This is a genomic window from Paenibacillus sp. FSL H7-0940 (assembly GCF_037979415.1).
GTDB lineage: Bacteria > Bacillota > Bacilli > Paenibacillales > Paenibacillaceae > Paenibacillus > Paenibacillus amylolyticus.
On the sequence record NZ_CP150280.1, the window covers coordinates 4,211,060 to 4,236,265 of the forward strand.

The window sequence follows — 25,206 nt, forward strand, 5'->3', positions numbered from 1 at the left end:
ACAGCCTGTATAAATCAACACGCAACCGCTGGCACGGCTACTGAAATGGAGCGACGTTTTTTTGATATAGTTCTATTATTTTAACACCGACCTAACATCAGCGCAATTTAAACTTTTTAATACCTCTGATAAGAAATGTTTTGCAGTACAGCTTTACAGTAGTGACGTTTAAATTCATCTCTTTTTCGAATAATTATACACTTTTTAAGCCAGAGTACAACTGAATTAAATTGCTGACAGAAGAAAATCGTTCCATGTGCCGCCTACGTTTATCCATAATTCCACTAAATTTTCACTGCTTAAGCCAGCGAAACTTTACTTCTCTATGCATTTGTATACAAAATAGCCTGCAACCCCTTTTTGGGGTCACAGGCTATTTGCACTATTTGACTACTATATTGCATAATTTCACTACAAGAAAATAAAGTTTTTTTCAATAATATGACCCTGCTGAAGATCAGGTTCGACTTATGCCGTCACAACTTGACCAGAATCAGCCTGTTCGACTTTTTTTTTCGGACGTCTGCCATTCCAGAGGAAGTAAGCAAGCGTCAGCAGAATGGATACACCTGCATAGATGCTAAGAATACCTGCCTGATGCCACATCACATCCAGATTACCACTCGATACCACGGCTTTAAAGCCCATAATGCTGTGTGTCATTGGCAACCAAGGGCTAAATGCCTGAAGCCATGATGGAATCAGTTCTACCGGGAAGGTCCCTGCACTAGCCGCAAGCTGGAAGACCAGCAGCAGAATGACAACATAACGTCCAGGCAGATCCAGCCAGGTTACAAGTGCCTGAACAATCAACATGAAGGTCAGCCCCGTAATAATGGTAAACAGGTAGAACAACCCTACGCTGTGCGTCTCCAGTCCAAGACCATATAACATGAAACTTGCCACGATAACCGATTGGAAAATACTCACGGACCCAAATACCAGTGTCCGGCTGACAAAACGATTCCAGCCTGTTGCACCAGGTACGGACGTTTCCCGCATTTTCAATACAATCGTGGAAATCAACGATCCCACAAATAGACCGATCGACAGGAAGAACGGTGTCAATCCTGTACCATAATTACTCACGTTCTCTGCTGTATTCTCCGAGGAGTTTACCGGTTCAGCGAACATGTTCACTACATCATCCGTTTTCTTAACTTCGGATGTTTTCTGTGCGGCATCATTCAGCTTGGTTTCCAATTCACTCGAGCCATCTTTTAGCTCAGTAAGGCCGTCAGCCAGTTTGCCCGCGCCATCACCCAATTGCTTGGAACCATCGGTTAGTGAACTAACGCCACCACTGAGTTTACCTACACCCGTTTGCAAAGCTGTTGTTCCTGAGCCCAGCTGCTTGGCACCATCTGCAAGCAATGTACCGCCACTTGCAGCATCACCCAATTTGCCGCTGAACTGCTTCAGACCATCGGAGAGTTTCGCTCCTCCTTGACTAAGCTGCCCTGCACCAGCCAGCAATTGTTTCTGACCATCCACCAGCTGGTTCGCACCAGCAAGAAGTTGCTCCTGACCTCCATGAAGCTCGGTTGCACCCGCAGCCAGTTGCTGGTTGCCCTGATGCAGCTGATCTGCACCTTGTGCCAGCTTCTGCTCGCTCTCATGCAGTTGTGCACTGCCATCAGCAACAGCTTCACTTGCTGCAAGCAGCTTCTGTACATCCGCATTTTCAGCCAGTTCGGGGTTCGATGCAGCAAGCTGTTTCAATCCGGCGGCTACACCCTGTGCACCATCAGCAACCTTGGAGCTGCCATCTACAGCCGATTGCAGGCCTGTTGCCAGAGTGCCACTGCCCTGAACAGCACTTTGCAGACCATCCGACAGCTTCGCACTGCCCTGTTCTGATGATTTCAGACCAGCCTGCAACTTACTTGTGCCATCCAGTGAAGACTGGAGTCCAGTTTCCAACTTGGCGCTACCATCCTTCAACTGATCTGCTCCGCTCTGAAGCTGGCTCGAAGCAGCTGCCTGAAGCTGTTGCAGACCGGATACAAGATTTGATGTTCCACTTTCAAGTTTGGTTGCCCCTGTGTGCAGCGCGTTAACACCATCACTTAATGGAGAAAGTCCTTCCTGAAGTTCAAGCGTTCCGGATGCAAGCTTCGCCAGGTTATCCTTGAGCTTAACAGCACCATCATCCAGTTTGCCTGCGCCGGTATTTAGTTCACCCGCCCCATCTCCTGCTTCAGCCAAGCCATCCGATACTTCGGAGAACTTGTCGAGCAATGTTTCTGCATAGGATTCCGTTACTTTGGCTGAGACTTTTGCTTTCAGGTCCTTAATAGCGGTCTTACCGATCTGTGCACCAACAAAACTGTAATTGCCATTCGGTTCATAGATCAGATCAGCCGGCTCCGGCTTGTCATCCAGCAATGTTGTTGCCTGAGATGAGAAGTTCTCCGGAATCGTAATTTGCATATAATATTTGTCATTACTCATGCCTTCTTTGGCTTGACTGGCACTGACAAAATCCCATTTAAAATCGGCATTTTTCTTCAGCTCATCCACCAGATCACTACCTACATGGAGGGATTTGCCCTCCAGCTCAGCACCTTTATCCAAATTAACAACGGCAACCGGCATCTCATCCACATGACCATACGGGTCCCAATAGGCTGCCAGATAGATGCCACTATACAGGATCGGTATAAACATAATTGCAATAACAGGGATCAACACCTTCGGGTTTCTCACGGCCGATCCCACATCCTTGAAAAACACGGATAAAGATTTCATGTCATTTTCTCCCCTTAATCTCTCTGCTCCATGAGCAGGAATAACCATAATGAAATACAATGTCGCATTCCAGAAAACATACTGAAACACGAAGTGACCACTTTCCTCAAACGGTCACTTTAGGACAAAAAAACAACCTGTCTTCCGACAAGCCTCCCTGCTTGATACGCGTGAAAATCCTTATATTATAGTAGATTAAATTCGGATTACGTTACAGCAGCAATTCCTTCCATTAAGAAAAGGCGAAAGTAAGTCTTAATTTCCTCTTTGCTCAGCGGTTGATGTTGTTTGCTCCAGTCTGAGGTGAGTGCAATATACAGGCGAATCATCATAAATGCGACGACTTGCGGATCACAATCTCGAATCTCTCCATTGTCTTTTGCTTTCTCAAGCTCCTTAGCCAGAAAGTCGGAGATTACTTTCTCCACCTTGTCCAAGCCTTCCTTGGCCTGCAGTGTTCCAAAGTCCTTCAGCTCCTGAGATAACTTAACGAGCAGATCGTGATCACGACGAAACTCTAACAAGGCATCCAGTACCCGAAACAGATTATCGAAAAATGCACTTTCCTGATGTACTTCACGATGCGCGATGTTCTTCATTTCCTGAATCACTTCTACCAGGATCTGATCAAACAATTGTTCCTTATTGGTGAAAAACGTATAGATCGTTCCTTTGCCAACGTTCGCAATCTTGGCGACCTGATCCATCGTCGTTGCTTTGTATCCAAACATGGCAAACGACTGGGCTGCTGCATGAATAACCTGCTGTCTCCTGTCAATCGGAGCCATCTAATCCCTCCTTTAATCACATTCATTGTTCAATCGCTCTACATAAATGACCAGAAATACAATTCAGTCATTCGGTCAAAAACTACAATACCACCTTCGAAAACAGATTGCAACCCTAACATTTTAAAAATTGTGTTAATATTTTTTAACCTAAATGCAGTGGAAACTCCTTCTGTCGTCGTCTATAGTGTAAGATGACTCAGATAATACGTGTATATAATGAAGTTTAAGTTGTCTCATTGTATGATATATGGTGTAAATATTCATAGAAGAAACATGATTTTGTGCTTCAATGTATATTCATGTAGTAACGCATTCCATAGCTAGAATAAACAATGAATATCTTCATTTTGAATTAAAACTTATGAATAAAGGTGAACTCATGCGAAAACCAAGAGTGCTCTTATTATCGGAAGGTTTCGGTACCGGTCACACTCAGGCCGCTCATGCGCTGGCACATGGCATCAAAAAAGTCAGTCCACATGTTCACAGTCGTGTCATTGAACTAGGCAAATTTTTGAACCCAACGGTAGCTCCACTAATTTTCTCTGCATATCGAAAGACACTATCGGTTCAACCCAAACTGGTCAGCCTGTTGTACCGCACACAGTACAATAAATCATTAAATGGTTTTACCAAGCTGGCGTTGCACCGAATTTTCTATACACAGACGGCACAGGTCGTATCCCAACTGAAACCCGATGCGGTGATCTGTACCCATCCTTTTCCGAATGCTGTCATCTCCCGGCTCAAACGCCAGGGTCTGAATATCCCGCTCTATACGGTCGTGACGGATTATGACGTGCACGGAACATGGATTAATCCGGAAGTGAACAAATATCTGGTCTCTACCCCTCAGGTCAAAGCATTGCTTGAAATCCGGGGTGTAGATCCCTCCCATATTCAGATCACGGGAATCCCTGTGCATCCAGACTTCTGGGAAGCTGGAGATAAAGTGAAGCTACGGGAAGAGATGGGGCTTCAGAACATGCCTACAGCGCTACTTATGGGTGGTGGATGGGGACTTTCGTTTGATGAGGATCATATGAAAGCTCTCACGTCTTGGGCAGATCGTGTTCAATTGGTCTTCTGTCTAGGAAGCAATGAAAAAATGATCGCAAAAATGAAGGAAATGCCTTGCTTCCAGCACCCGAATATTCGTATTCTGGGATATACACGGGAAGTAAGCAAACTGATGGATGTATCCGATGTGCTGATTACGAAGCCAGGTGGCATGACATGCACTGAAGCGTTGGCCAAGGGTCTACCGATGTTGTTCATTCCTCCGATTGCAGGTCAAGAGGAAGAGAACTGTGAATACTTTGTACAAGCCGGATACGGCCACGTCATTCACTCTGCCGACGTGATCACCAATCGTTTCAGACAACTAGTGGAGCAGGCATCTACTCAAACTGAAAGCCCGCTGAACGTAGCGCATCATTCAGGTAACCATTCGGTCTATGATCCGAAGTGCTGTGCTCAAGCTGTTCATGACTTATTGTTTCCGACGACAGCCGAAGTCACAACAACCTCCTTGGAGCGCTTCACAGCCGGAATTACTGCCACGTCCTTGTCAGGTACCAGAATACCATTCTGATGCCTCTACGGACCTATAGGACAGCTCTCACGAGGTGTTATAGGGGACAAGACAATTGCTCACGATATACAAAGAAGGTTCCCTTCCGAATTTTTGGAAGGGAACCTTCTTTCATTTTCACTAATTCCACCGTATGATTTGGCAGAAAAAAGGGTAATTTAGAGTATAACGATATTTTTTAATAACGAAATAAAACTACGATTCAGGCTTTTTCAAGGGCCGTGTGAAGCACACACAGTTAACTACCCTGCCTGTTTGCAGAATTTACGGGTCGATTACTTGTAAAAAGTATGATGACCGATCGTTTTTACTTTTTTCTGCGAGCGAGCAACTGTCAGATCGTCGGCAAGCGTCAATGATAAGAAATAATACGTATCATCGGCAACTTCCTTCTTCCCGTTCAACGCAGCATTCACTGCTTTGATGCTGTCCTCGTTGGGAACCACACGTTTCATACGTCCGTTCGCTACAGGACTAAACTGGGATTTCTGATAGATGACCTTGTAAATGGTATCGGGAAAATTGGCTGACCGCAGCCGGTTTAAGACAACATTGGCAACTGCCACTTTGCCTTCGTACGGTTCACCTTCCGCTTCTGCCATGACGATTTTTTGCAGCAGATGCAGTTCTTTATCGGACACACTGTATGACCAGGTTGCAAGTTTCGAATCTTCCTGGTTCAGAAGTTTGGTCCGTGTAAAGTATAGTTTTTGGGGGGGAGTTGTTACAGCAGCGACTTCTTTGGCACGTTTCACTTTGGCCAATTTCAGTGCAGCTTCTTTTTTGGCTTTGGCCGCAGCTACCGCTCTAGCTTTGTTCTTGGCCTTGGCTTCTTGCAATTCCTGCTCTTCTTGAGCAGTCGTAAGCCAGTTCTTCGCTGGCAGAGATTCAGTCCACGCTACGGTTTGGGCAGACAGATTAGAGGACAGACTTGTCCCATCTTCCATCATGCGCCTCTCTTCTTGCGTAGATGTTTGGTTATTTTGCCCAGAAGCCGCAAGTTCGGTCATCTGTTTACTATCACTAGCTTCATTCCACTTCCCCGTCGCCTGAACGACATTTACCCCCACTATACATACAAGCAGCACTGATAACATCGGTGCTACCCAACGATTTTTGCTTATAATGTTCATTCGAAGATTCCTCCTGTCGAAACAATTCCCTTAACTAAGTAACCCAAAAAAAAGAATTTGAATAACGATGGCTAATATTACATAGGGATAAACGTTATGTCAATGTGATTTTATGGCATAAAAATGATTATCAGGAAAAAGTGAACGTATCCACGACCTCATACATTGGCGATTGTCCCAGCCTTGTCACATAAAGTACAATGTCCTCCACCATCCATGAATTAACACCTGTGGAATGTTCCGGAAGCACTCCAGATATCCCTTTATTTTCATTACCTGGAAGCTGTCCCAGATATTTTCTGGCAATGGTAATGTGGGGAGCATAAGGTCTTAATTCAGCTTCATACCCCAGGGGCGAAGTCGCCTGCACGATTTGTTTTTGCAATGAAAACAAGTACTCTATCTCTCCGCTAACACCTTTCCAAAGCACCTTAGGTGCTTCTTTAAGTCCAAATGTGCCCCAGTCGGAAAGCTGAAGTTCAAACGGCTGTAATCCGCTTGTTGCTGAGCGCAATGCTTTTCGCAGGTGCCCGATGTCACTAACTAACGTATCCCCCAGAAATTGCAAGGTTATATGATAATCTCTATGATCTGTCCATTTACGAAAATCTAGCTTGTTCTGTACAAGCCTCGCATCCATCTGAAGAGACTGCTGAACAGCAACAGGAAGACGAATGGCTACAAACAATCTTTCCCGTCGGGATGAATGATCCTGATGTGATTGGTTATTCATTGCATACACCTCTCTAAAGTTCGCTCTATTATTTCATAACTATAGATATCGTTTCAAGTTGGGTAAGTATAGAGTGACACAAATATAACCATTTGCAAATAAGGCTAGATTCCTGCATTTCCCACCTTAATGCACATCCAACACCAAATCTGATACACTTTAATCATCAAACTCATCAAACTATTTATCTCAGGAGGACCACACATTATGGGTAAAATTGTATGTTTTCCATCTCTATCCGAAGAACAGCAACAACGAATTCAGAATACTGCACCAGGATACACCCTGAAATTCGGAAAAGCCAAGGAATTGGACCCCGCTGAGTTGAAAGAAGCTGAGATTATTCTCGGCTGGTCCCCACTCGTCACAGAACATGCATTGAAACAGGATAGCCTGTTGAAGTGGGTTCAGGTCTGGTCTGCTGGTGTGGACAATCTCCCCTTCGCAGATTTGCAACAAAAGAACGTTCAGGTCACCAGTGCAAATGGAGTTCACGCGATTCCAATCACCGAAATTATTCTGGGCATGATGTTATCCCACAGTCGCTGGCTGAGACAAGCTATGCTGCATCAACAGCAGGCCGAATGGAAAGCTCCTGCCAAACCACTGCCGGAACTGCATGACAAAACAGCGGTCATCGTTGGTGTAGGTGAGATTGGCACGGAAACAGCCCGTATTCTCAAAGCCCTCGGCATGCGTACGATCGGAGTTCGCCGCTCAGGTAAGGATGTCCCCAATGTGGACCAAATGTACGACATGACCGGTTTACATGAAGCCTTGAGCCAGGGCGATTATGTAATTAACATTTTACCGCTAACTGATGAAACCAAACATATATATGATCAAACTGCATTTGAGCAGTTCCGATCCGGTGCCTGCTTCGTCAATGTAGGCCGTGGCCCCAGTGTGAAAACGGAAGCGTTGCTGAATGCACTCCAAAACGGCCAAGTTGCCTTCGCCGCACTGGACGTGTTCGAAGAAGAACCTCTTCCTGCAGACCACCCGCTATGGGGCATGGATAACGTGTTAATTACGCCTCATATCGCAGGAAGTACAGAGCAATACGCGGATCGAGCAGTCGATATTTTCGTCAAAAATCTGGAAGCTTACGTCGCTGGCGATACCCTTCCGTTGAACCTTGTGGATTATAGTCATAAATATTAACACAAACACCCGTTCCCATGCAATATTGTGCAAATCAGTTCAACGATACCAATGGAACTAAAGAATACTTACACTTGCAACTTCGATGACAGAACAACCTTCCGATCACTGTTATTCCCAGATTTTTTTAATTCACTTTTATAAGGTGAAAATCTGTGCATAAAGGTGAAGTGTATGCTTCCGATGCAGCTTTCTTACAGAAAGCTTTTAGCTCCACTTCTTCAGGTTATTTCTGTCCTCTACGTTCTTTGTAAATGGTTAGTTCAATTGATATATAAGCAATAAAAAAACTCTACCTCTGGAAATTTCCTCAGAGGTAGAGCTTTTGTTTTTTTACGCTTACATACATAGCCAAATATGACGTATAAACGTGCCTTTGTGTACTGTTCGGTACTCTTTTACAGTCCATCCCGCTTCCAACAAGTGCTCTTCTACCCACTCTGTGGAAACAATCACTGCTCGTTTTGCCAATCTGCGCAAACTCTCCAGCATGGCTCGTTGCTCAGCATCTGGAAGTACAGAGCAGAGGTTATAGGGCATGTCCAGAATTGCCGCATCATACAAATCTTGCAGTTCATTCATATCCCCCAGTGTGATTCGATCTGAATCATATCCATAATGCGGCAGATTGATACGCGCACCTCGGACAGCCAGCGGATTGAGATCGTTACCTTTTGCATCAATTCCCATGGATAAAGCCTCAATGACAACCGTTCCCATACCACAGCATGGATCAAGCAACCGATGGTTTTCTACTCTCGGAACAGCAATGTTAACCAGCGCTCTCGCAAGTGTAATGCCAAATCCAGTTGAGTAATTTTGCGGCTTCTGCCGGTGAATCTGCCATGATCGATCCGCTTCTGTCCACTGGCCCAAGATCCATTTTTCTCCTGTTCGGATTAGGCCGAAAGTCACCTTAGGTTGTTTCATCTGTGCCTTGCCTTTAATGCACATGCCAACTTCTTTTTCCAGCTGACGAGACTGTGCATAATCAGGGGCTTGATCCCCTTCTTTCAGACAAACTACCTTAAATGTCTCTTCTGGCAACAGATGAATATCTCTGGCAAAAGGAAGCAGATCAGTCACGCTGCCCCCTTCCCCGATCACGTCCAGTCTGCCATGGATAAAAGGACTGCGTCCAGGTGGAATACATCGTTCAGACCACACATACGACCCCATATCCATAGGGATCTCCGAACTCGGTTCAAGTAGCGTATTCAGCTCCAGCATGCATAATTCTTGCTCGTTCTCGTGGCAAGCAAAGGTATAGAGGTGTTTCCCAGAAGTAGCGTACATACCAAGTGTTTCATCAGGCAAAATTCCCCTCTCCTTCCTTCATTAATCATGTTTCTTCTATATAAATAGTAAGCTCATTGAAGACATATCAAATACGACTCATACGTTTGCTTCAGGTAGTCATTGTATACAATGTTAGACTGCTAGACAACTACCCATTTCCTTGCACGTATCTATTTGGACAGAAAAAAAATAAGGTGTTCCCATTGTTGAGGAACGCCTTACTTTATTTTGAGATTATAACACTGGAAATCTAATCGTTCTTGCCAGTAAACGTTATAGGCCAACAGCTCATATATTATACTGATTTCTCACCATTAGCCGCCTGCGTGATTCCAGCTTCTTCTATTATAAGAACAAGGTTATATTTTTAATTTTTCAATGGATGTAAGCAAATCTTCCGATAATTCTTTCAGACTTTGAATGTTGCCGCTAATCGTTTCCATGGAACTTACTTGCTCTTCCGCCGATGCAGAAACTTCTTCCACACTCGCTGCCGATTGTTCCGAAACAGCGGAAATCTGCTGACTAAAATCATTCATTCGTCCGCTTGCTTCCTGCATGCCTGCCAGTCCATCTGTCATAGTGCTGATGACACCAACCATGCCTTCCACCGATTCATTAATTGTACGGAAGAGTTGACCTGAAGTAAGCACATGTTCCTGACCCAGTTCGGTCTCCTGAACGTTCGTACGTAATTCCGCAACCACCCCTTGTGACTCCTGCTGAATATCCTCGGTAATCGCCGTGATCTCTTCAACCGAAGTCTGCACAGCCTCAGATAACTTCCTCACTTCTGATGCCACTACGGCGAATCCGCGTCCACTCTCTCCCGCACGCGCTGCCTCAATGGAGGCATTTAATGCCAGCAGATTGGTTTGGCGTGCAATGTCATGAATGACCTGAACCAGCTTGGAAATATCTTCATTTTTACGATTCAACCGTTCCATCTTGTTCATGGAAGCAGAGACCGAACCGGAAATCTGTTGCATCTGCTGCACTGATTGTTCCATCACCTTGCGACCATTCAACCCTTGCTCCAGTACAAGATCCGACATGACGCGCAACTGGCTGCCTTGTTCCGTATGATTCTGAATGTGATCATTCAACACTTCAACCGTACGGGCTGATTCCATGGCTGTCTCTGCCTGGCTCTCTGCGGCCTTGGCTGACTCTTCCATGGTCACAGCAATCTGGCGACTACCAATCTTAACCTCTTCTGAGGATATTGCCAGTTCCCCGCTTTGTAGATTAACAGCTTCCGCAATTCGTCTGACGCTCAGAACCATGGAAGTCAGGTTACCTTTCATGTCATTCACCGCTTTGGCCAGAACACCAACTTCATCCTCATGTTTGGTATGTATGTCCTGAACATTCAATTGTCCTTCTGCAATCAGTTTCACCGCACTAATGACACGTAGCAGTGGTTTCACGACCTGTGAACGAATAATCGGAATGCTGATCGCTGTAATGGCAATCATGACAAGAACACCGATAATGATGATTAATCTACCATCCTGCACTGATCTGATCGTCTGGGCCGCCGCAAGATTGGACTGTTCCTGATTGTATTCCACGAGATAATCAAGATCGACTTGCATGGTGTCAAAGGAATCAGCACCTTTATCAGCTACTTCCTTCGCCAACTGTGTCTGACCCTCATCACTCAGCTTGATCGATTGCGTATTAATCTTGAGATACGCTTCCCATTTGTTCTTGAACGCATTCCAGTGTTCGAGCTCTTCCGCAGACTTCTCCTGCTGATCATAGATTTTAATCGCCTGCGTCGTTTCACGAATATACTTGGTACGCTCTTCTGACAAAAATGCCTTGTCTGTTTCTTCCGCGTCAAAGTGACGATAACTTAGTGACAGGACATGCTCTGTGGTATAATTTAAACGGTTAATTTGCTGGATTGATGGCATCCAATTGTTCGTAATTTCATTCGTGTTGGTTTCAATTGAATTCATCCGGGTGACAATCGTGACACTCAAAATAATTAAACAGAGGATTAACAAGTAGAACGCGATGCTGATACGCAGACCGATACTCTTGATCTTAAATCTGCTGAACATATGATTTCCCCCTTGACCTCTTCGGTCATCCCGAATTCAGGTGCTTATGTCACTGTTTTCCCTTCTTTTGACCTCTTGTCAAAAGAACTTCTCTATATTATATCGATAGGAAAATAGACGTAAAGTATTATAACATTATTTTGTCATTAAGATGCTTGATTTTGTAAAAGATTGTTGAATCTTGACAAAGTCCAAACCGAAGAGCTGCAGCATACGGTAAAGTCCCGATCTGCAGCTCTTCGGTTTGTTCGGATTTCAACGGCTAACATCATAAAGCGATCCGCCTAGTTCAGTATTGCTGTCTTATGCTCAGCCAGCAATCGATATGAATCCAACCTGCGCTCATAATCTGGTCCTGCCGTAACCAGCAGCAACCTCTCCGTATCCAGCCTGCGACTCACCTGCTGCAATCGAGCCCATACCTGCTCAGGTGTACCTGCATAGTGCCGCACCGATTCATTTTGATCACTAACGGCTTCATCATTCGTATTAGAGACCGCGGTACCACTTGAATTCGGCTCAGTTGAATGTTCTTTCCCATCCAGCTTGCGCCTCTCCGCCATGTCACGACTCCAGTCCAAAGCATCCGTCTCTGACTCGGCACACAATACGCTCACTGCCACCATAACCTCAGGCTCCTTCATCGTTGCACTAGGCATAAATCCTTCTCGGTATCGCCTTACAGCCTCTGTACCATCGGCGTCACTCATGAATTGACCAAAGACATATCCCATGCCAAACCGTGCCGCATATTCTGCACTCTTCACGTTAGTTCCCAACATCCAGAGTGATAACGGGAGCTTGGGAATCGGACGAGCTGTCACGGAATGATCCTCGTACATGTAACGGTCTTCGAGCAGTTCTGTGAGTGCTGCGAGTGATTCAGGCAGCTTGGACACATGCTGCAAGTAATTGTCACTGAGTGCCATCGTGGCATGAGGTCCACCGCCAGGAGCACGTCCGAGCCCAAGCTCAATGCGCCCCGGATAGAGCGCAGCCAGCAGGCGGAATGACTCCGCAACCTTGAGCGGGCTATAATGCGGCAACAAGACCGCACCAGAGCCAAGTTGGATCGTTGTTGTCCTTGCTCCGATGTGCGATAACAGTACTTCGGGAGAGGCCGATGCCAGTTCAGCCATATCATGATGCTCTGACGTCCAGTATCGGGCGTATCCCCAAGCCTCGGCATGTTGCGCAAGTGTCACCGATTGTTGAAGTGCCTGTTCCGCTGTGACATCGTCTAACCTTGGAACAAGGTCAAGTACGCCCAGACTGAACGTCTCACTCATTCGCTTAGCCATGCGTCTCATCTCCCTTTATATCGGTTAATTTTAATCCAAATCGTAGATCGAACCCACCTTCAGACCGTATAGTTCATTATATATTTTCTCGGCAAATGCATCCGTCATTCCTGCGATATAATCGATCACCATGTGTTCCCAGGTCCATATCGGCTGGGCTTTGGCTTGATCCTTCTCATACCGCTGTAGCCAGTCGGATGGAATAATGGATTTGGACGTTTCCGGATCGAGGAATGCATCCCATAATCGCTTAATCATCCACTCACTGCGCTTCTGTAGACGCTGTACACGTAGATCACGAATCATGGTTACCCAGGCAAAACTCTTGAGCACACTCACCGTACGCAGCATATCGAGGTCTTCAGCCCCTTCACGGACAAAGGTTACCTTCTTCCAGTCACCGTCGTCAATAACGCCCAGACTGCCTACAAAAAAGCTCACCCAGTAGGCTTTCACCTCACGGCGGGTACGCGAGTAATCATGCTCGCAGAACGGCATCTTCTCATTCCAGATGCGCAGGAACGAAGCGAGGACCTCTTCTACCTTCTGCCCAATCGCTTCTCGGGTCCATCCGTTCCAGAACAGATCCTCCAGCGTTGTAATCTTATCCACAATCAGTCGATTCACATGCGGATCTTGCAGGAAATGCTCATGTACTTCAATTTTTCCTGCTTTGATGCCATCCTCCAGGTCATGTGAGGAGTACGCAATATCGTCGCAAAGGTCCATCAGCTGTGCTTCCAGTGTCTTCTTGCCTGCTGGTACGTTCCAGCGATCACGGATCTCCCGAATATATTGCCACTCATGATGATACATGCCTTTTTTACTCTCTGTCCCAGGGTATGGATATTTGTTGATTCCTAGTAATACCGCATCAGACAGATTCAGTCCGTCGATATCTTCACGTTTCTCCAAGTGCATAATGAGACGGAAGTTGTGCGCATTGCCTTCAAAATGCTCGTATTTCCGTTTTAACTCGGCACGGACTTCAGACTCGACCTTTGGAACTTTGGCGCTGCGGCTTTTTTTCATGATTTTCTTAGCCTCGGTGTTAATGAGGTCATCCAGAATACCATCCAATACTTCTTCACCTTTATGTCCAAACGGCGGGTGACCGAAGTCATGTGCGATTGCAGCGCACTCCACCACTTCTGAATCAATAATAAGGCCGGGGTTGTCTGCGCGGTCCCAGTCTACCTCGGGAAAACGGCGAATCAGACTTCGGGCAGCCTCTCGTGCAATCTGTGCCACCTCCAGGGAATGGGTCAAGCGAGTACGATAATAATCACCCGTTCCTGCGCCAAACACCTGCGATTTGCCCTGTAACCGACGGAAGGTCGGTGAATGAATGAGTCTCGAATAGTCTCGTTCATACGCTGCACGAGATCCATCCAATTTGGTTAATTCAGGATATTGTCTATGTTCTCTCAGATCGTTCCATTGCATGGGGATCACTCCTAGCCGACTGTCTCTATTTTGAGTGATTATACACAACATCTGTGGTTTCGAAAAGTAAAACCTGTCTGCGATTGTCATCTCTTCTTACATCAACTTGTAATGAACAGTCATCTTCTCTTATTATACCCTGCCAGACTATCATCCGTGCATCTAAATGACAATGATTCATATTGAACTCATTATTCACATATGCTCGCTCCCATAGCAGAACAACCATAAGTACTCACTGTGCCACCAGGTAGCCGTTCCGGTTACGGATCGTTCTTCTGATCGCTGTTATTCCCAAATTTCTTTGATTCCCTTTTAAAAGGGAGAAATCCGGGAATAAAGGCGAACGCTTCGCTTCTTCAGAATCGATTCCGTCCCCTTCACTACTTTTGCTGTTTGATTCACTCCCAAAGTCATTACATTCCCTATTCTCTATAAAGGGAGAATTCTTCAAAACTTTGAAAGGCTAAAGAATTTCATTACGATTTTCATCCATCGCTGCAATGATGGTCTGCCTCCCCCGCTCCTACCCGTTGTGGGTAAAAAACAAAAAAACCGACAGGACTGAAACGCCCTGTCGGGGTGGAGATGGTGGGTGTAACGGTATTACACCATAACCTTACAGATATCGTTGGTGAACTCTACTGGATCTTGAATTGGCAACCCCTCGATCAGCAATGCTTGGTGGTACAGGAGGCTAGTGTAGAGGTTCAGCTTTTCCTGATCCTGCGCGAAAGCGTCTTTCAACGATTTGAAGACATCGTGATTCACGTTGATTTCAAGTACTTTGTCGGCTTGTACGTTTTCGCTGTTCGGCATAGCTTTCAAGATTTTCTCCATTTCAATCGTCAGCTCACCTTCAGTGGACAAACATACCGGGTGACTTCTGAGACGTTTGGAAGCTTTAACCGCTTTGACTTTACCTGCCAATTGAGCTTGCATCGCTTCAAACAACTCTTTGTTGTCGTTGTCCTGTGCGTCCGTTTCTTCTTTGTCTGCGCTATCTTCGATGCCCAGGTCACCGCTGGAGATGGATTTGAATTCTTTCTCCTTGTAGTTCGTGATCATCTTGATTGCAAACTCGTCGATGTCATCAGTAAAGTACAATACTTCGTACCCTTTCTCAAGAACACCCTCGATCTGTGGCAGCTTCTCAATACGGCTAATGGACTCACCAGATGCATAGTAGATGTACTTCTGATCTTCCGGCATTCTGGAGACGTATTCGTCCAGGCTCACGAGTTTGCTCTCTTTGGAAGACGTGAACAACAGCAGATCCTGCAAAGTATCCTTGTTCACACCATAATCGCTGTATACACCATATTTCAATTGACGACCAAACGCTTGGTAGAACTTCTCGTAGTTCTCACGCTCGTCCTTCAGCAGGCTTTGCAGTTGACTCTTGATTTTGTTCTTAATGTTCTTCGCGATCAGGCTAAGCTGACGGTCATGTTGCAACATCTCACGGGAAATGTTCAGGGACAGATCTTCGGAATCCACCATACCTTTGACAAATCCAAAGTAATCTGGCAACAGATCCCCGCATTTATCCATGATCAATACACCGTTGGAGTAAAGCTCGAGGCCTTTTTCATACTCTTTGGTATAGTAATCAAACGGTGTATTTTCCGGAATGAACAGGATTGCATTGTATACCACAGCGCCATCTGCGCTGATATGCAGGTGTTTGAGCGGTTTGTCAAAACCGTAACGTTTTTCCATATAGAAGTTCGTGTAGTCTTCTTCAGTCAATTCGCTTTTATTTTTACGCCAGATCGGCACCATGCTGTTCACTGTTTGTTCTTCTTGGTATTCCTCGAACTCGTTCTCCGTGCCCTCTTTCGGACGTTGACCCGTTACATCCATCTTGATCGGGTAGCGAATGAAGTCGGAGTATTTCTTGATGATGGATCTCAGGCGGTACTCTTCCAAAAATTCGTCATACGAATCTTCTTCGGTATTTTCTTTGATCGTCAGGACGATCTCTGTACCTACTGAATCTTTCTCAGCTGGTGTGATTGTGTAACCATCCGCGCCTTCGGACTCCCATTTCCAAGCCTCGTCGCTGCCCAGCGTTTTACTTGTTACGCTCAGCTTGTCCGCCACCATAAATGCCGAGTAGAAACCAACCCCGAATTGTCCGATGATGTTGTGACCGTCTTTTGCTTCATTTTCTTTCTTGAACGCCAGGGAACCACTCTTCGCGATAACCCCCAGATTATTCTCTAGCTCTTCCTGCGTCATACCAATACCGGTATCTGTCAGTGTGAGCGTGCGGTTTTCTTTGTCAATCGTAAGCTTGATGAAGTAGTCCTCTTTGTTGAAAACGAGCGAATCGTCGGTAAGTGCTCTGTAATATATTTTGTCAATGGCGTCACTGGAGTTGGAGATCAATTCTCTCAAAAAGATTTCTCTTTGGGTGTAAATGGAGTTGATCATCATATCCAGCAAACGTTTGGATTCTGCCTGGAATTCTTTTTTAGCCATGAGTGGTTGGACTCCTTTCAAATTGGGATATCGAATGATTTGACTGAAAATAGAAAGTAACTGAGATAATCCTGCGGCCATTAGTAGACTCAAAAACCTTTGATCGCTCTAGTCCACAGTTATTGTGATTCACTTCTAACTGGCTCATTGTAAAAATAAGTGCACGACGTTATGCAATGTAGCCGTTCCGGTTACGAATCGTTTTTCGGATCGCTGTTATCCCCATATTTCTTTGATTCCCTTTTGAAAAGGGAGAAATCCGGTGATAGCGTATGCTTCCGTAGCAGCTTTCTTTCAGAAAGCTTTTAGGCGAACGCTCTGCTTCCTCCAAATCGATTTCGTCCCCTGCACTACTTTTGCATCTGATCAGCGACTGATTTTTTAGGATAAAGGACATCAATGAAGTGATATCTCTTAAACGTGGAATGTAGCTTCAAGTCTGTTGCACACCGTGGCTTCGCATGTTCTATTCAGGTTTAATATCTATTTCCCAAAACAGAATCATTCCATATGTAAGCTTATAGTAAAAACATCATCTGTTAGCACTCTGATGATCGGAGTGCTAAACCCTTCCTTTTATATAACATATGGGAAAATTGGGTGTCAATACGTAGGCGGTTATTTTAACTAAAAGATCGAATAACTCTTTAACTTTTGCACATCACCAATCATTTTACCGTAATCCCGCAGGTAAAACAAAAGCCGACTCGAACCAGAGTTCGAATCGGCATGGTCAAAGATTGTGATGTGTCTGTTGCTTTAGTAGATAGCGTTAAAACATATCCATCTAATGTACCTTGGAGTATCTTCGACCTTACTGTGATGAGACTGATGTATGTTGTATGGGTACTTTGGTAGGTATGTTGGTATCTTGGTATCTTGGTATTGTGGTTGCTTGGATGTCTTGAGCAGCATGACAGCACGCGCTAACGAACCTCAGAGGCGTTAATTGGCCTTTTTGGGAGGTTTTTGTAAGCTAACGAATCGTAGACACGCTACTTCTCCACTTTAGCCAACCTTTCGAGACTTTCGGCAGGTTTTTCACAAAATAGCGCGTTTGAGGTTCGTAAGAATGGGAAATTGGCTGGAACTCGTAAAATAAGGTCTCCCGGGTTCGTTAGAGTTGGAGCAGAGGTTAGCGTTACAGCTACAAATTGGGTGGCGATAAAATTAGTGCTTACGGTTTTGTTAACGTTGCCTTTGGCACGCATGCTGCGTTACAGAATAAGTTAGCGTTGTCAGAGCTAGAGTTTCAAATCAAAGTTGCAGTTTGAGTTCGAGCTTGGGTTAGAAGTTACGGTTACGGTTACGGTTACGGTTACGGTTACGGTTACGGTTACGGTTACGGTTACGGTTTGAGTTTGAGTTTGAGTTTGAGTTTGAGTTTGAGTTTGAGTTTGATAATTCTACTTTTTCGCCATTTTCGGATCAAGGGTGTCGCGCAGGCCGTCGCCCATTAGGTTGAAGCCGAGAACGGTCAACATAATGGAAACCCCGGGGAAGATCAGTGTCCACGGTGCTTTTTGTATAAACTGACGGGAGTCCGACAGCATTTTACCCCATTCGGGGTCGGGTGGTTGTGCACCCATGCCTAGAAATCCGAGTGCAGCAGCTTCGATGATCGCAGTCCCAATTCCGAGTGTACCTTGCACGATCAGAGGAGTAAGGCTGTTGGGCAAGATGTGGCGAAACAAGATTCGCCCATTGCCCGCTCCAAGTGTCCGTGCCGACGTAATGAATTCCTCCTGTCTCAAGCTGAGTACCCGTGAACGCACCAATCTTCCGTAGGTTGGAATGTTCACGATGGCAATGGCGAGCAGTGCATTTTGCAAAGACGGGCCCAATATCGCCACAATGGCGATGGCTAGCAATATCCCCGGAAAGGCGAGCAAAATATCAAATAGACGCGAGATAAGCATGTCCGCCCATTTTCCATAAAATCCGGCAATCAGCCCCAGCAGCGTGCCCGCAATAATGGAACCAATGACGGAGAAAAAGCCCACCCACAAGGAAATACGCGCCCCATGCAGCACTCTGGAAAACACGTCACGCCCCAGATCATCGGTACCAAACCAATGCTCTGCCGAAGGGGCCTGAAGCCGATCCACCAACACCTGTTCCTTGTAATCGTAAGGTGCGATGTATGGCGCGAGGAAGGCCAACAGGATAAAAAATACGATAATAATCAGACCTGCAAGCGCAAGCCGATTTCTCCGAAACGTTCTCCACGCTTCCCGCCATGGACCGGATGTGCTCGCCGACGCAGCGTCAATGGATGGTCCGGTATTGGTCGATAATTTGGCCATGCGGTGTCTCCTTTCTTGAATATAAATATAACAAAAGATCAACGCGTTCTATTACACTCAAGCACTACGATTGTAGTATCATCTTCTGATTGCTGTTATCCCCAGATTATATTGATCACCTTTTCAAAAGTGAAAATCCGGATAAAATGCGCAGCCTATGCTTCCGATGTAGCTTTCTTTTAGAAAGATTTTAGCTTCGATTCTGCAGATTGGTTCTTGATGGAGTTCCTATTTATAACTAATCCGAGGATCAAACACGGCATAGAGCAAGTCCACAATCAAGTTGATCACCACGAAAAAGAACGCCACGATCAGAATCCCACTCTGGATCACCGGGTAGTCCCGCGAACTAATCGCTTCATATATATAACGTCCTACACCCGGCCAAGCAAAGATCGTTTCGGTCAACACCGCACCCCCGAGCAACGATCCGGTCTGGATGCCGATAACCGTGAGCACGGGAATAAACGCATTTTTGAGTGCATGTCCATATACAACAAAAAACGGACCCAGTCCCTTCGCCTTTGCTGTACGAATGTAATCGGAACTCATCACTTCCAGCATGCTGGAACGCGTCATCCGGGCAATAACAGCCATTGGAATCGTTCCCAGTGCAACACTTGGCAGAATCAAATGTTTCGTTACGGTCCACAACTGATTCCATTGTCCAGCAATCATCGTATCCAGCACATACAAGCCCGTAATGGCTTCCACCGGATCACGCGCATTCATGCGTCCAATGGATGGCAACCACTGTAACTTGTTCGCAAACAACCATTGTTCCATCAGACCGAGCCAGAAGATTGGCATCGATACACCCACCAAAGCAATGACCATACAGCAATAATCAAACCAGGAGTTGTGCTTCCATGCACTGACAATCCCGGCATTCACCCCAATAATGACAGCAAACAACATACTTGCCATCGTTAATTCAAGGGTTGCTGTCAGATAAGGCACAATTTCCTGGGCAATAGGCACCTTGGTTCGGATGGATGTTCCAAGGTCGCCTTTGAGCAAATCGCCCAAGTATGCGAAATATTGCTGGAACCAGGGTTTATCCAGACCGAGTTGGTCACGAAGGGCCTGCTTGGATTGTTCGGTTGCCTTTTGCCCAAGTATGGTCTCGGCCGGGTCACCCGGGATGGCGTGGATGATGGAAAAGACAATCAGGGTCATGCCCAGAAGTACAGGCAGCAACACAAGCACACGTTTGACAATATAGCTGTTCAATCCTGTTCACCTGCCTTCGACATATCGTGCAAAATAAAAAGCGCCGGCAAAAACGCATGCTTTGGATAGTTACGTCCGGATGTGGGTTCTGCCAAGCATTGCGTCTCACCAGCGCTTTGATAGAAAGAATTAAAACGTAATCACTCCGAACTGTAGTGCCATCTTCAGATCGCAGTTATCCTGAAATGGATAAGTTCAGCTTACAGCTTACTCGAAATAAGCACCGGCATAGGATTCGGTGCCCAGTGGAGAAGGAACGAAACCTTTCAAGTTTGATTTACCCGCCAGAATTGGCGTCGTGTGTACCAGAGGAATCCATGGTGCGTCTTCCTTGATAATTGCCTGCGCTTGTTTGTAAAGCTCCGCACGTTTCTCCTGATCTGTTTCTTTCTGCGCATCCGTCAGCAACACATGCAACTCTTCGTTTACATAATAACTGCGGTTGTTGCTTGGAATGGCATCTTTATCCAGCAGTGTATACAGGAAGTTATCTGGGTCACCATTGTCACCTGTCCATCCGAGCATGTAAATGTCGTCCTTCTCCCCGGCCTTTGTATCTTCGAGATACGTTGCCCACTCCGGTGATTCGATGGTGACGGTCACTCCGATTTTCTCAAAATCGGCCTGGATCGCTTCCGCAACCTTCTTGCCATCAGGCATATACGGGCGGGATACCGGCATTGCATAGAAGGTTATCGGATCAGGCAACCCGTCAGGGAAGCCTGCTTCGGCCAGTAGAGCTTTTGCTTTTTCCAGATCATATGGGTAATCCTCAAGGGTATCGTTGTATCCCCACAGCGTTGGCGGCATTGGGTTCACGGCAGGTTCAGCTTGTCCAGCAAAGAACGCATCAATAAGAGCCTGCTTGTTCACCGCATGATTGAGGGCTTGTCTGACTTTCACATTATCAAATGGTTTCTTCTTGAAGTTAAAGCCGATATACGCCACGTTGAACGGTGGACGCTCGATCTTCTGTAACTCGCTGTTGCCTTCAAGAATGGACAGATCGTCCGGGTTCAGGTCTTCCATGACATCAATCTCGCCGTTTTGCAGGGCATTGAAGCGAGCGGTATTATCCGGAATGGAACGCACGATCACTTTGTTCAGCTTTGGCAGTCCTTCTTTCCAGTAATCCGCGTTTTTCTCCAGGGTGATGGAGTCGTTACGCTTCCACTCTTTGAATACAAATGGGCCGGTGCCCACAGGCTCGCTCTTGAAGTTTTCTTTTTTCTCCTGAATCGCGGTTGGGCTGGCAATGCCAAATGGCGTCATCGCAATATTTTGCAGGAAAGGGGCTTGTGGCTGGTTCAATGTGAACTCCACCGTAGTTTCGTCCGTCGCCTTCACTTCCTTGATCACACGTCCGTCCTCTGGACCAAACATGGAATCGTAATAATCGAAGGAATCTCCCTCGAATTTATATTCACTCGCCGGATCGCCCCAGCGGTTGAAGTTAAACACAACAGCCTCTGCGTTGAAGTCAGTTCCATCATGGAATTTCACACCGGACTTCAGTTTAAACACATACTTGAGCCCATCCGCCGAAATCTCCCAGCTCTCTGCTAGTCCAGGAATGACCTCTGTTCCGCCTTCCTTGTAGTCCAGCAATGAATCAAACACCTGATGCCCAATCTTCAGCGACTCCCCATCGGTTACAATCGCCGGGTCGAGTGCTACGGAATCCCCACCACGTCCCATAATCATCGTATCCTGCGCTACCGTTTCGGTTGGAGGGTCGGTTCCTTCCGCCGGAGCAGGCGTATTCTCTCCACTCTCGTTACTGGAGCAACCGGACAACACCAATACGGTACTCAAGGCCATCGTTAGAACACCGGACATCCATTTTTTTCTCATTCGCATACGTACAACACCCTTCCCTGTCTCATAATGTGTGTGATGCTGGCATGAAAGATCTCCAATGTTGGCAATCGGTTTGGTGCTATGTATCATATAAAAGGCTTTAGATGCCTGTGATACCTGTATTAAGGTTCTGGGAAAAGTACGGCATGTATATGAAATGTAAAAACAGCATGGGATACGTATGGAATACAGGTAAATATCAGACCGTGCACATGGATTGAGGACGTCGTTTGATTACTTTTATAGAAAAAAAAGGTTCAACAACGGATCTTGTGAGATGAATCTATGAAATTGAATGAAATTGTTGCGTTTTATTTGAACTAAGGTCAATAAGCATCAATGAACGGTTATGGACTGGTAAGAGCAAGTTTAAGTTGGTAGATCGAAAATACAGATGGGCATATGGATACTACGACTGGCTACGCAATAAAGTCTGTTCCTTGAGCGTGTCGTGTTGAGCATGGAGTGTGGAGACCGGATTAGGTATCGTTATCGTTCGTTAGCAATACGGATGAAAGAAACTCAACAAAGGCTAGGTTGTTTGATGAATCGTGTAAGTTGTTTAAATCGGTGGCTTTCTCTTGCAGATTGGATGTGTAAAATGTATGAACGAGTCATCTTGAGATGTTGGATTGTACAACAGGGAGACATTACAATAACTTCATGTGTTATGGTTTTGTCATGATGAGGAGGATTGTGTAAATAAACTGTGGTGAAAAACAATTTCGTGTAACTTACTTTACATCACATTAATCAATTAGACAAGAGATTTACAGACATAAGTCTTTAACTTTATTATATGCGTTAATATTACTTACACAAAACACAAAAAAGGAACACAGTTCGACAAAAAGCGTCCCATGTCCCTTCTCCACTCAATCCACATTCAGATAAAATCCACATTTTAATTTGCTAAGAATCAGCTCACTTTTTAAACAAACCTCTGCGATGCATCACGGTAATAAAACGGTAAAAATCATAACTCGCCCCATTATCGATGCTGAACAATGGATTTTTGGTGTCATATGCTAGTGCTGCATCCACAGCTGCTTTTGCCCATACTGGAACTTCCATTTGCTGACGCGCCTGCAGTTTGTCGACCTGGGATTTGAGTGCATCAAACGCTGCTTTCTCTTCGGCTGTCATCGGTTCGCCCCCTTTCGGTGGTTCGGTTGGTGGATTCGGATGACTTGGATTCGTTGGATTGGATGGCTCCAGTGGTTTCGGAGTGGCTGCTGCGTATCTTGCTCTGAGCTGTGCCGCTGTTCCCTCGAATTCATTCATATCCACGTTGCCACTAATACCATTCACCTTGCCCGAATCCGTATACTGCCAGAACGTCCAACGCTTCCATGCCGGCTGGTCTTCCGGTACACGGGTGTTGCTGTAACGTGCGATCCACAGATCGTATGAGCTGAGTGATGTATCAAAATTCCCGGCAAATGAATTGCCCGTGTATATGATCGGTTTCACACCTGTCAGACGTTGTAATTCGGTTAAAAAAGCTTTGGCAACTGTATTCATCTGCGCTTTGCTAAGGTTGCCGGGGTTGTTCTCGTAGTCCATGACGGGTGGCAGTTGTAACGCCTTGGCGCCCCCAACTTTGTTAAGTGTGTTGGCATAATGTGCCGCTTCTGCCTTGGCACCATCGGTAGATGTCGCGCGGAAGAAGTGATACGTTCCCACCATCAAGCCCGCCGCCAGTGCTCCTATTACATTTTTCTGGTAATTCGGATCGGTATATGTCTGTCCCTCAGTTGCCTTGATGAATACAAATGTCATGCCACTCGCCTTCACCTTCGCCCAGTCAATATTGCCCTGGTAACGAGAGACGTCAATGCCCTGTGTGTTGCCTGAACTTCTCGTTTGCATGTTTCTCACACCCTTTATGCGGCAAATTGCCGTTTGTATATAGTTAATGCCAGGAGGCTTGGCATTGCTTGTGTGCGTGTCCCTTGTTGATGGTAAAAGGTACTTTAAGTTGGTTATCTACCAACCCTTTTAGGAATACGTACCAAGTCGGTACATGACCGTTCCAGATCCGGATCGTTCTTCCGATCGCTGTTGTCTCCAAATTTTTATGCTCCATTATTTAAAGGTTAAAATTTAGAGACAAAGGCGACCGCTACCGCTTCTTCAGAATCGATTCCGTAGCTTTCACTACTTGTAACAAATGGTACATACTTTTGAATCGGTAGTGCCCTATCCCTTGCCACAAGGCGTATTGGAATGAATGCTGAATCCTTACTTCGTATCGTCTCTAATCTGTTGATCCACGTCCTCATGATCTGACGGTGCAATAGATTCTCTGGAATGAGGAGTGTAGCTACCGGGAATCCCACCGTCCCCTCCCTTGCCTTTGAGCACTTCAATGGCCTGCCGGATCGCAGGCGGAATGGGTGCTCCCAGTTTGCCCCCATTCTCAATAATAGATAACAGCTCATTCGCGATATAAAAAAAGGCGACCGTATCCCTGAACAAATGTCCGTCTCCCAGAACACCGTCCACCAGATGAGCCACCGATACCATTGCAAATATAAATACCTTTCGCGCGATGCCGAACATCCCGACATTGCTTTCGAGCTTGCCACTCGCCCCCGCCGCTGCGATACCCGTTAGGTAGTCGAGGATGACGAATACGAGTAGTACCCCGAGCACGCCTGACCAACCACCGAAGAAGTAGGTTGCTGAGCTGCTTAGCAGAGCGATAAAAGACTTCCATATGGTTTCCCATTTTTCCATGGTTTCACCTCCTAAAAAGGTTTGCGAGCTTTCGTTCACTTCCTTCACTTCCTAAAAAAATCACTTTTGAACATGCTACGTCCCTCAAATTCTATTGGTGCAGTACCACAACACTTGATTTATTTCACACAAGTATAATCTTCCTTGTGATATAGAGCACTTACCCCACTCGACCAGTTCGCACCTTCCAGTAATCCTACCTTTATGTTCATAGTGTTTAGTTATCCGTTTTCCCGCCATGTACCACTGCAATAATACTCGTGATAATCATTAAAATTTGTGCGATCGCAATGA

Annotated in this window: 16 protein-coding genes; 2 read left to right on the forward strand and 14 right to left on the reverse strand. The window is 45.8% G+C overall.

Going from position 1 to position 25,206, the window contains the following annotated elements:
- Nucleotides 1–468: 468 nt before the first annotated feature.
- Both MHB71_RS18760 and MHB71_RS18765 read right to left on the reverse strand, forming a co-directional pair.
- Nucleotides 469–2,751, reverse strand: coding sequence for a YhgE/Pip domain-containing protein (locus MHB71_RS18760; RefSeq protein WP_100530033.1), 2,283 nt, complete (start codon nucleotides 2,749–2,751; stop codon nucleotides 469–471).
- Between the two features lie 206 nt (nucleotides 2,752–2,957).
- The gene (locus MHB71_RS18765; RefSeq protein WP_036611349.1) at nucleotides 2,958–3,539 is read right to left on the reverse strand and encodes a TetR/AcrR family transcriptional regulator; all 582 of its coding nucleotides are present in this window, start codon (nucleotides 3,537–3,539) and stop codon (nucleotides 2,958–2,960) included.
- A gap of 382 nt (nucleotides 3,540–3,921) precedes the next feature.
- Here MHB71_RS18765 and MHB71_RS18770 point away from each other — a divergent pair, with 382 nt between their 5' ends.
- A complete protein-coding gene (locus MHB71_RS18770; RefSeq protein ID WP_047841963.1) occupies nucleotides 3,922–5,136 on the forward strand; it encodes a UDP-N-acetylglucosamine--LPS N-acetylglucosamine transferase in 1,215 nt (404 codons plus the stop codon).
- A 275-nt stretch (nucleotides 5,137–5,411) separates the two neighbouring features.
- On the opposite strand, the gene MHB71_RS18775 is transcribed toward MHB71_RS18770, so the two are convergent.
- A complete protein-coding gene (locus MHB71_RS18775; RefSeq protein ID WP_091015454.1) occupies nucleotides 5,412–6,269 on the reverse strand; it encodes a cell wall hydrolase in 858 nt (285 codons plus the stop codon).
- A gap of 130 nt (nucleotides 6,270–6,399) precedes the next feature.
- Nucleotides 6,400–7,002: an RNA 2',3'-cyclic phosphodiesterase gene (thpR, locus tag MHB71_RS18780; RefSeq protein ID WP_340027238.1), complete on the reverse strand. Its 603-nt coding sequence runs from the start codon at nucleotides 7,000–7,002 to the stop codon at nucleotides 6,400–6,402.
- Between the two features lie 207 nt (nucleotides 7,003–7,209).
- Here thpR and MHB71_RS18785 point away from each other — a divergent pair, with 207 nt between their 5' ends.
- Nucleotides 7,210–8,166 (forward strand): D-2-hydroxyacid dehydrogenase, encoded by a 957-nt coding sequence (locus MHB71_RS18785; RefSeq protein ID WP_340027239.1) that lies wholly within the window; start codon nucleotides 7,210–7,212, stop codon nucleotides 8,164–8,166.
- A 339-nt stretch (nucleotides 8,167–8,505) separates the two neighbouring features.
- Here MHB71_RS18785 and MHB71_RS18790 read toward each other — a convergent pair whose 3' ends face one another.
- The 10 genes from MHB71_RS18790 to MHB71_RS18835 form a co-directional block, all read right to left on the reverse strand.
- Nucleotides 8,506–9,483 carry an RNA methyltransferase gene (locus MHB71_RS18790; RefSeq protein WP_340027240.1) on the reverse strand — a complete coding sequence of 326 codons (978 nt, stop codon included), beginning with the start codon at nucleotides 9,481–9,483 and terminating at the stop codon, nucleotides 8,506–8,508.
- Nucleotides 9,484–9,824: 341 nt separating this feature from the next.
- Nucleotides 9,825–11,537 (reverse strand): methyl-accepting chemotaxis protein, encoded by a 1,713-nt coding sequence (locus MHB71_RS18795; RefSeq protein ID WP_340027241.1) that lies wholly within the window; start codon nucleotides 11,535–11,537, stop codon nucleotides 9,825–9,827.
- Between the two features lie 284 nt (nucleotides 11,538–11,821).
- The gene (locus tag MHB71_RS18800; RefSeq protein WP_340027242.1) at nucleotides 11,822–12,838 is read right to left on the reverse strand and encodes an MsnO8 family LLM class oxidoreductase; all 1,017 of its coding nucleotides are present in this window, start codon (nucleotides 12,836–12,838) and stop codon (nucleotides 11,822–11,824) included.
- 30 nt (nucleotides 12,839–12,868) lie between these two features.
- The gene (gene dgt, locus MHB71_RS18805; protein ID WP_076209597.1) at nucleotides 12,869–14,284 is read right to left on the reverse strand and encodes a dGTP triphosphohydrolase; all 1,416 of its coding nucleotides are present in this window, start codon (nucleotides 14,282–14,284) and stop codon (nucleotides 12,869–12,871) included.
- Nucleotides 14,285–14,890: 606 nt separating this feature from the next.
- Nucleotides 14,891–16,771, reverse strand: coding sequence for a molecular chaperone HtpG (gene htpG, locus MHB71_RS18810; protein ID WP_340027243.1), 1,881 nt, complete (start codon nucleotides 16,769–16,771; stop codon nucleotides 14,891–14,893).
- A 1,406-nt stretch (nucleotides 16,772–18,177) separates the two neighbouring features.
- Nucleotides 18,178–19,077 carry a nickel transporter permease gene (gene nikC, locus MHB71_RS18815; protein ID WP_074093899.1) on the reverse strand — a complete coding sequence of 300 codons (900 nt, stop codon included), beginning with the start codon at nucleotides 19,075–19,077 and terminating at the stop codon, nucleotides 18,178–18,180.
- 228 nt (nucleotides 19,078–19,305) lie between these two features.
- Entirely contained in the window at nucleotides 19,306–20,310 is a 1,005-nt protein-coding gene (locus MHB71_RS18820) for an ABC transporter permease (RefSeq protein ID WP_017690144.1), read from the reverse strand.
- A 207-nt stretch (nucleotides 20,311–20,517) separates the two neighbouring features.
- Nucleotides 20,518–22,164 (reverse strand): ABC transporter substrate-binding protein, encoded by a 1,647-nt coding sequence (locus MHB71_RS18825; protein ID WP_340030194.1) that lies wholly within the window; start codon nucleotides 22,162–22,164, stop codon nucleotides 20,518–20,520.
- A gap of 930 nt (nucleotides 22,165–23,094) precedes the next feature.
- Entirely contained in the window at nucleotides 23,095–24,042 is a 948-nt protein-coding gene (locus tag MHB71_RS18830; protein WP_340027244.1) for a glycoside hydrolase family 25 protein, read from the reverse strand.
- 372 nt (nucleotides 24,043–24,414) lie between these two features.
- On the reverse strand, nucleotides 24,415–24,912 hold the full coding sequence (locus MHB71_RS18835) for a phage holin family protein (protein ID WP_100530002.1): 498 nt from the start codon (nucleotides 24,910–24,912) through the stop codon (nucleotides 24,415–24,417).
- Nucleotides 24,913–25,206: the final 294 nt, after the last annotated feature.